This window comes from Microbacterium sp. (assembly GCF_031178525.1).
Lineage (GTDB): Bacteria > Actinomycetota > Actinomycetes > Actinomycetales > Microbacteriaceae > Microbacterium.
Map to the genome: position 1 here is coordinate 1 of NZ_JAPSJA010000130.1, position 7,200 is coordinate 7,200.

At 71.4% G+C, this 7,200-nt stretch carries 10 protein-coding genes and 1 pseudogene; 5 read left to right on the forward strand and 6 right to left on the reverse strand.

Features of this window, described 5'->3' with window-relative positions; all coding sequences use genetic code 11:
* Positions 1–338, forward strand: a pseudogene (locus RIF89_RS09235) (TrkA family potassium uptake protein); the annotation flags it as partial.
* Between the two features lie 6 nt (positions 339–344).
* On the opposite strand, the gene proC reads toward RIF89_RS09235, so the two are convergent.
* The gene (gene proC / locus RIF89_RS09240) at positions 345–1,187 is read right to left on the reverse strand and encodes a pyrroline-5-carboxylate reductase (protein WP_309068827.1); all 843 of its coding nucleotides are present in this window, start codon (positions 1,185–1,187) and stop codon (positions 345–347) included.
* Positions 1,188–1,267: 80 nt separating this feature from the next.
* Between proC and RIF89_RS09245 the strand changes: the two genes are divergently transcribed.
* From RIF89_RS09245 to RIF89_RS09255, 3 genes are read left to right on the forward strand one after another with little or no spacing between them, the layout of a single operon-like run.
* Complete coding sequence (locus tag RIF89_RS09245) at positions 1,268–2,239, forward strand: cation diffusion facilitator family transporter (RefSeq protein WP_309068828.1); 972 nt, start codon at positions 1,268–1,270, stop codon at positions 2,237–2,239.
* Positions 2,240–2,259: 20 nt separating this feature from the next.
* Entirely contained in the window at positions 2,260–3,189 is a 930-nt protein-coding gene (locus RIF89_RS09250) for an LLM class F420-dependent oxidoreductase (RefSeq protein WP_309068836.1), read from the forward strand.
* A gap of 4 nt (positions 3,190–3,193) precedes the next feature.
* Positions 3,194–3,487 (forward strand): DUF503 domain-containing protein, encoded by a 294-nt coding sequence (locus tag RIF89_RS09255; protein ID WP_309068829.1) that lies wholly within the window; start codon positions 3,194–3,196, stop codon positions 3,485–3,487.
* Between the two features lie 26 nt (positions 3,488–3,513).
* On the opposite strand, the gene RIF89_RS09260 is transcribed toward RIF89_RS09255, so the two are convergent.
* The 4 genes from RIF89_RS09260 to RIF89_RS09275 are packed head-to-tail and all read right to left on the reverse strand — an operon-like array spanning position 3,514 to position 5,982.
* Entirely contained in the window at positions 3,514–4,470 is a 957-nt protein-coding gene (locus RIF89_RS09260) for a DUF1731 domain-containing protein (RefSeq protein WP_309068830.1), read from the reverse strand.
* Positions 4,467–5,102, reverse strand: coding sequence for a DUF4166 domain-containing protein (locus RIF89_RS09265; RefSeq protein ID WP_309068831.1), 636 nt, complete (start codon positions 5,100–5,102; stop codon positions 4,467–4,469). Before RIF89_RS09265 ends, RIF89_RS09260 begins: the two co-directional genes overlap by 4 nt.
* Positions 5,099–5,485 (reverse strand): DUF1304 domain-containing protein, encoded by a 387-nt coding sequence (locus RIF89_RS09270; RefSeq protein WP_309068832.1) that lies wholly within the window; start codon positions 5,483–5,485, stop codon positions 5,099–5,101. Before RIF89_RS09270 ends, RIF89_RS09265 begins: the two co-directional genes overlap by 4 nt.
* Before the next feature lie 35 nt (positions 5,486–5,520).
* Complete coding sequence (locus RIF89_RS09275; protein ID WP_309068833.1) at positions 5,521–5,982, reverse strand: nucleoside deaminase; 462 nt, start codon at positions 5,980–5,982, stop codon at positions 5,521–5,523.
* A 105-nt stretch (positions 5,983–6,087) separates the two neighbouring features.
* Between RIF89_RS09275 and upp the strand changes: the two genes are divergently transcribed.
* Positions 6,088–6,720 (forward strand): uracil phosphoribosyltransferase, encoded by a 633-nt coding sequence (gene upp, locus RIF89_RS09280; protein ID WP_309068834.1) that lies wholly within the window; start codon positions 6,088–6,090, stop codon positions 6,718–6,720.
* A 30-nt stretch (positions 6,721–6,750) separates the two neighbouring features.
* On the opposite strand, the gene RIF89_RS09285 is transcribed toward upp, so the two are convergent.
* Positions 6,751–7,146, reverse strand: coding sequence for a VOC family protein (locus RIF89_RS09285; RefSeq protein ID WP_309068835.1), 396 nt, complete (start codon positions 7,144–7,146; stop codon positions 6,751–6,753).
* Positions 7,147–7,200 lie beyond the last annotated feature (54 nt).

Consider the following 7,200-nt stretch of genomic DNA (forward strand, 5'->3'; position numbering starts at 1 on the left):
GCAAGATCCTCGCCCGCGTGGGTGCGAACCACGTGATCTACCCCGAGCGCGAGGCCGGTGAGCGCGTCGCCCACCTCGTCAGCGGCCGCATGCTCGACTTCATCCGCTTCGACGACGACTTCGTGCTGGCGAAGATGTACCCGCCGAAGTTCGTGCGCGGAGTGGGGCTGAACGAGTCGGGCGTTCGCACCAAGTACAACGTCACGGTCGTGGGCATCAAGAGCCCCGGCAAGCCGTTCCGCTACGCGGAGGCGAACACGGTCGTCACCAACCACGACCTGATCATCGTGTCGGGGACGAACGTCGACGTCGAGCGCTTCGCCGCCCTGGATCGCTGACCCGGGCTACGCGGACTCTGCCGCGAGCTCCTTCGCACGGGCGAGCGCGGCTGCGGCGGCCTCACGGAAGACGCCCCCCAGGTCGGCCCGCTGCAGCACCGCGACCGCGCGCTCGGTCGTGCCCTTGGGGCTCGTGACCCGGCGGCGCAGCTCCGCGGGCTCCTCCCCCGTCTGCTCGAGCAGGGCGGCCGCCCCGATGAACGTCCCCTCCGCCATCGTCCGGGCGTCGGCCTCGTCGAAGCCGCTGTCCCTGGCGGCGCGCGTGAGCTCCTCGATCAGCAGGTAGACGTAGGCGGGACCGGAGCCCGAGATGGTCGAGAGCGCGTCGATGCGGTCCTCCGGCACGTCGATCACGGTGCCGACGGTCTCGAACAGGCGACGCGCGATCCCCGCCGCCTCGCCGGATGCTCCTTCGCCCGCCGCCAGCCCAGTGACGCCGCGGCCCACGAGCGACGGCGTGTTCGGCATCGACCGCAGCACGGTGACCCCCTCGCCCAGGATGGACGAGAACGTCCGCAGCGTGACGCCGGCGGCGAGGCTGATCACGATCGCATCGGGGCGCACGTGGGGCGCGATCTCGCGCAGCAGGTCGGGCACCATGGCGGGCTTGACCCCGATGAGCAGCACGCGCGCCTCCCCAGCCGCGCGCGCGTTCGCGTCGGGCTCGTCCTCGAGTGCGATGCTGCGCACGCCGGCAAGCTCCGCCAGCTCGGCGGCCTTCTCGGCCGTGCGGTTCGTCGCGAGGATCCCGCCGTCGACGGGGATGCCGGCGGCGACGACGCCGCGCAGGATCGCGCCGCCCATCGAACCGGCACCGAGGAACGCGAGCGAGGGCAGGGTCTCAGGCATGGCTCGAGCCTATTTGCTCCGGGCGGAGGCCCTCCGGGAATCGTCGCAGGAGCGACCGTCGGCTGAATAGAGTGGTGCGCATGAGTGCACACGGCGGTGGCAAGGCGATCCTTGCGGCGTTCCTGGCGAACATGGGCATCGCGATCGCGAAGTTCGTCGGATGGTTCCTGTCGGGATCCGCCTCGATGCTCGCCGAGGCGATCCACTCGGTCGCCGACTCGGGGAACCAGCTGCTGCTTATGCTGGGCGGACGCCGCGCCCGCAAGGCGGCGGACCGCGAGCACCCCTTCGGCTACGGCCGGGAGCGGTACGTCTACGCGTTCGTCGTGTCGATCATCCTGTTCTCTCTCGGCGGCCTGTTCTCGATCTACGAGGCCGTCGAGAAGTTCACGCACCCGCACGAGCTCGACCCGCAGTGGCAGTACCTGCCGGTCGTGATCCTCGTCGTCGCGATCGTCCTGGAGTCGTTCTCGCTGCGCACGGCCGTGGTCGAGAGCAACGCCGTGCGCGACAAGGGCCAGTCGTGGGTGTCGTTCATCCGCCGCGCGAAGGCGCCCGAGCTTCCCGTCGTGCTGCTCGAGGACGTCGGGGCGCTGCTCGGCCTCGTGTTCGCGCTCTTCGGCGTCGGCTTGACGATCATCACGGGCAACTCGTTCTTCGACGCACTCGGCACCCTCCTGATCGGCGTGCTGCTGATCCTCGTCGCGATCGTGCTGGGCATCGAGACGAAGAGCCTGCTGGTGGGCGAGGGCGCGACGCCCGCCGACTTCGACAAGATCGTCGCGGCGATCGAGAAGGGCCCCGAGGTCGACAAGCTCATCCACATCAAGACTCTCTACGTCGGCCCCGAGGAGCTGCTCGTGGCCGCGAAGGTCGGCGTGCCGCAGGACAAGCTCCTGGGCGACGTGGCCTCCGACATCAACGCGGTGGAGAAGCGGATCCGGGAGGCCGTTCCGACGGCGCGCATCGTGTACCTGGAGCCCGATGTCTACCGCCCCGTCGACGCCGAGCAGCTGCCGACCGAGGCCGTCATCCTGAAGTCCTCCGACTGAGCGGCGGCGCGGCGATGACGATGGAGTACTGCGTCTTCACGGAGCCCCAGCAGGGCGCGAGCTACGACACCCAGCGGGTGTTCGCGCAGACCGCCGAGCGGCTGGGCTTCCACGGCTTCTTCCGCTCCGACCACTACCTCGCGATGGGCGAGGGCGACGGTCTGCCGGGACCGACCGATGCGTGGACGACCCTCGCGGGCCTCGCGCGCGAGACAGAGCGCATCCGGCTCGGCACGCTCGTGTCGTCCGCGACGTTCCGTCACCCGGGGATCCTCGCGATCCAGGTCGCACAGGTCGACGAGATGTCCGGCGGTCGCGCCGAACTCGGTCTCGGCACCGGCTGGTTCGAGGCCGAGCACCGCGCGTACGGCATCCCGTTCCCCGCGCGCCGCTTCGACCTCCTCGAGGAGCAGCTGCAGGTCGTCACCGGGCTGTGGGCGACGCCCGTGGGCTCGACGTTCTCGTTCCACGGCGCGCACTACGACCTGACCGACGCGCCCGCCCTGCCGAAGCCGACGCAGCCGCGGATCCCGGTGATCGTCGGCGGAGGCGGACCGCGCCGCACTCCCGCGCTCGCGGCCGCGCATGCCGCCGAGTTCAACATCGGCTTCCAGCCCGAGGCCGTCATCGCGGACAAGTTCGCGGGCGTCCTCGCCGCGGCCGAGCGGGCCGGGCGGGACCCCGAGACGCTCAAGCTCTCGGTCGCGCTGCCGACGCTCGCCGCACCGAACGACGTCGAGCTCGCCGGCCGCGCCCGAGCAATCGGCCAGGACCTGTCCTCCTTCCGCGGCGAGACGAACATCTGCGGATCGGCGCCCGAGATCATCGAGAAGGTCGCGCGCCTCGTCGAGCTGGGCGCCGAGCGCGTGTACTTCCAGCTGATGGACATGACCGACCTCGACCAGCTCGCCTACCTCGGCGAGGAAGTGCTCCCCCACCTCCCGGCGTGACGCCATGTGGATCGGCTGGATCGAGTTCGACCTGCTGCTGGGGGACGTGCGCTCCCTCAAGGAGAAGCGCTCGGTGATCCGGCCGATCCTCGCCGACCTCAGCCGGCGGACGGAAGCGGCCGCCGCCGAGGTGGGTGATCAAGACCTGCATCGGCGTGCCCGCATCGGGGTGTCTGTCGTCGCGGCGGAGGCCGCACATGTGCGCGACGTGCTCGATCAGGCGGATCGCCTGCTCGCCGAGCGCCCCGAGATCACGCTGCTGTCGGCCCACCGGGGTCTCGCCTCGAGCGACGACTGACACGGCGCCGGCGGGCCGCCCGCCAGTCAGGGTCGCGCGATGTCGCGCAGGGCTCCCTCGAGCTCGGGCCAGCGGAAGTCGAAGCCGGCGGCCGTGAGCCGCTCGGGCAGGACCCAGCGGCTCTTGAGGATGAGCTCGGTCTCCGTGCGGATGAGCATCGCGCCGATCTCGAGCATCCAGCGCGGCGTCGGGATGCCGAAGCGCACGCCGAGCACCTTGCGCACCGCCGCCATGAACGTCACGTTGTCGACAGGATGCGGCGACGCGGCGTTCACCGGCCCCTCCAGCGCGGGATGCTCCTCGAGGAAGTCGATGATGCGCGCGACGTCCTCGATGTGCACCCAGCTGAACCGCTGGCGCCCGCGACGTGCACCCGGGTAGTGCGCCGTGCCGGCTTCGCGGCGCGCGCGGCTCACGGGCCACCAGCCGTCATGCTGCGCGCCGGCGAGGCCGAAGCGCGCCAGCGTGCGCAGGGTGCCGAAGACGCCGCCATCGCCCAGCACGATCGTGCTGCGCAGGGCGACGCGACGCGTGGCCGGCAGCGCCTCCGCGAAAAGCGTCCGCTCCCACGCCTTGGCCACCTCGACGGAGAACCCGCTGCCGAGCTCGCCGCCGCTCTCGGTCATCGGGCGGTCCTCCGCGTGGCGGTAGATCGTGGCGGTGGACGAGTTGACCCACAGCGGCGGCGGGTTCTCCGCTGCCGCGATCGCGCGGGCGAGAGCCGCCGTCGTGTCCTCTCGCGAGCGGAGGATCTCCGCCCGGTTCTCGGGGGTGTATCGGCAGTTGACGCTCTTCCCCGCGAGGCCGATCACGAGCGCCGCACCGTCGACGGCCGCGGCGATGCCCTCCTCGTCGTCCCAGGTGACGTCCGCTCCCGATCGCGAGATCGTGACGACCTTTCGCCCCGCCGCACGGTAGCGCCCCGCGAGGTACGTGCCCATGAATCCGGAGGAACCCGCCAGCACCACGTGACCGTTCGTCATCCGACCTCCTCGATCCGGTACCGGAAGCGCCCCCGGTACTCGTAGATCCGCCCGATCACGGGCGCATCGATGCTCACACGGACAGCCTGCTCGCCGCTGCGCTCGTCGAACGCCTCCCGCAGGCGGACGACGGGCGCGACGACGCGCGGCAGGCGCAGCCGCAGACGGCCGACCCGGATGCCGACGGCGCGGCTGGTGAGGAGCAGCGCGCCATCACGGACGTCGAGATCGAAGCTCGCCACGACCACCGCGGGAGCGCCGACCTCGTCGACGAGACGACCGTGCCGGTTGATACCCACGCTGTCGCGCATGATCCACTCGCCGCGGACGAAGCCGAAGCGGCGCTCGCTCGCCACCCTGCCCCGCGCGAGGCGGTTGCTGATCCGGAACGGGACGGCCGTCTCGGCTCCGGCGTAGACGGCGCCGAACGGCTGCAGCAGCCACAGGACGGGCCGCAGCCACCCATGCGTCGATCCCGCACGGTCGAACACGCCCTCGCCGCGGCCGACGTGCCCGTCCGGCAGCGAGGCGAAGTAGCGCTGAAGCGTCGGGTGGAGCTCGGTGATGCGCCCGCCGAGCGCTCGCTCGTAGGGTGAGGCGCTCCGCCCGGTCGCCGTGTCGGTTCGGCTCACCCGAGCACCAGCGCGAGGGTCGTGAAGAGCACCGCGAGCAGCGGGAACGTGCCCTGCGTCGTGGCGGGGCGCAGCTTCGTGCGGTCGGTGGCGGCGAGGTAGAGCGCCGCGCCGAGCATCGACCCGGTGCCGGCGAGCATCAGCGCCGTGCCGGCGGAGGGCACGGCGACCGAGAGGGCGATGCCGACGATCGTGACGATCGCGAGCATCAGGTTGTAGACGCCCTGGTTCGCCGCGAGCGGCTTCGTGATGCGCGCGTCCCGCTCGCTCGTGCCGAAGATCCGCCGGGTCGCGGGCGCCTCCCAGCGCAGGGTCTCGAGCACGAAGATGTACACGTGGACGAGAGCGGCGAGGCCCGCGAACACGACCGCGGCGATCAGCATGCGCTCACGCTATCGCCGGATGACAGCGCCGGCTGTCAGCGCCGGGCCTCGAAGAACGCGCGCAGCTGCGCCTGCGCCTCCGCCTCGCGCACGCCGCCGACGACCTCCGCGCGGTACGGCAGGCGACGGTCGCGCACGACGTCGTACACGGATCCGGCCGCGCCGGCCTTCTCGTCCCATGCGCCGAACACGACACGCGAGATGTGCGCCTGCAGCAGCGCGCCGGCGCACATCACGCACGGCTCGAGGCTGACCACGAGCGTGCAGCCCTCGAGGTTCCACGACCCGATCGCGCGCGCCGCCTCGCGCATCGCGACGACCTCGGCATGCGCCGAGGGGTCGTGGTCGGCCTCGCGTCGATTGCGTCCCTCGCCGATCACGAGCCCGCGCGCGTCGATCACGAGCGCGCCGACCGGGACCTCGCCCGCAGCGGCCGCCTCGGCGGCCAGCTCGAGCGCGCGGCCCACGGCCAGAGCGTCGCGCGGATCCGGATTCACGCGTCGAGCCTACGGCGCGCACGACGGCCCGGTCGCCGCGCGAACGCGAGGGCCGTGCGGCCGCTCCCAGGGGGATGCCGGATGGCGACCGGATAGCCTTGTGCCATGCGCCTGCACGTCGCCGACCACCCGCTCATCACGCACAAGATCACGGTGCTGCGCGACAAGGACACGTCATCGCCCGTGTTCCGCCAGCTCACCGAGGAGCTCGTGACGCTGCTCGCCTACGAGGCCACGCGCAACGTGCGAGTGGAGCCGGTGCAGATCTCCACTCCCGTCACCGAGACGACCGGCGTGAAGATCAGCGACCCGCGGCCGCTCGTGGTGCCGATCCTGCGCGCCGGCCTCGGCATGCTCGAGGGAATGGTCAAGCTGCTGCCGACCGCGGAGGTCGGCTTCCTGGGCATGGCACGCAACGAGGAGACGTTCGAGCCCGTCACCTACGCCGAGCGCCTTCCCGACGACCTCAGCGACCGCCAGTGCTTCGTGCTCGACCCGATGCTGGCGACCGGCGGATCGCTCGGAGCAGCGATCGAGTTCCTGTTCAAGCGCGGTGCCCAGGACGTCACCGCGGTCTGCCTGCTCGGTTCCCCCGAGGGCGTGCGGGCGATCGAGAAGCAGGTCGACGGCCGCGACGTGACGCTCGTGCTCGGTGCGCTCGATGAGCGCCTCAACGAGAAGGGCTACATCGTGCCCGGCCTCGGCGACGCGGGCGACCGCCTGTACGGCACCGTCTGACACCCTGCGGGCCCGCGCCGCCCACGTGCCTCAGGTGTGCGCGTCCCGCCAGTGCGGACTCTGCATCAGGCCGATCAGGTTGCCGAACGGGTCGGCGAAGGATGCGGTCCAGAACCCGCCGCCGCGTTCCATGACGGGATCCACGGCGCGCGCCCCGAGCCCTGCCATCCACTCGGCGGCCGCACGGATGTCGTCGACGTGGAAGTACGCGAGCGCTCCCCCGGGCTCGGCGAGGCTCGGCCGGAACGCGCTGCTCATGAGCGCGAACTCGTCCTCGTCGTCACCGAACCGCCATTCCGCATACTGCGGTTCGCCCTGCTCGGGACGGACGAAGTACGGCGGCTCGCCGAAGACGCCCGTGTACCAGTCGAGCGCGTGGGTCATGTCGTCGGCGACGACGTTCAGGTTCGCGAGTCCGCGAAGCATGATGCCCTCCTCTTCCGGACGTGCCCTTCACGTCCTGGTTCGAGCCTCTCCCCT

Excerpts from the sequence above, each read along its gene's own strand:
- proC (WP_309068827.1), bottom strand. The coding sequence starts at position 1,187 with ATGCCTGAGACCCTGCCCTCGCTCGCGTTCCTCGGTGCCGGTTCGATG.
- RIF89_RS09245 (WP_309068828.1), top strand. The coding sequence starts at position 1,268 with ATGAGTGCACACGGCGGTGGCAAGGCGATCCTTGCGGCGTTCCTGGCG.
- RIF89_RS09260 (WP_309068830.1), bottom strand. The coding sequence starts at position 4,470 with ATGACGAACGGTCACGTGGTGCTGGCGGGTTCCTCCGGATTCATGGGC.
- RIF89_RS09270 (WP_309068832.1), bottom strand. The coding sequence starts at position 5,485 with ATGCTGATCGCCGCGGTCGTGTTCGCGGGCCTCGCCGCTCTCGTCCAC.
- RIF89_RS09285 (WP_309068835.1), bottom strand. The coding sequence starts at position 7,146 with ATGCTTCGCGGACTCGCGAACCTGAACGTCGTCGCCGACGACATGACC.
- upp (WP_309068834.1), top strand. The coding sequence starts at position 6,088 with ATGCGCCTGCACGTCGCCGACCACCCGCTCATCACGCACAAGATCACG.
- RIF89_RS09250 (WP_309068836.1), top strand. The coding sequence starts at position 2,260 with ATGGAGTACTGCGTCTTCACGGAGCCCCAGCAGGGCGCGAGCTACGAC.
- RIF89_RS09255 (WP_309068829.1), top strand. The coding sequence starts at position 3,194 with ATGTGGATCGGCTGGATCGAGTTCGACCTGCTGCTGGGGGACGTGCGC.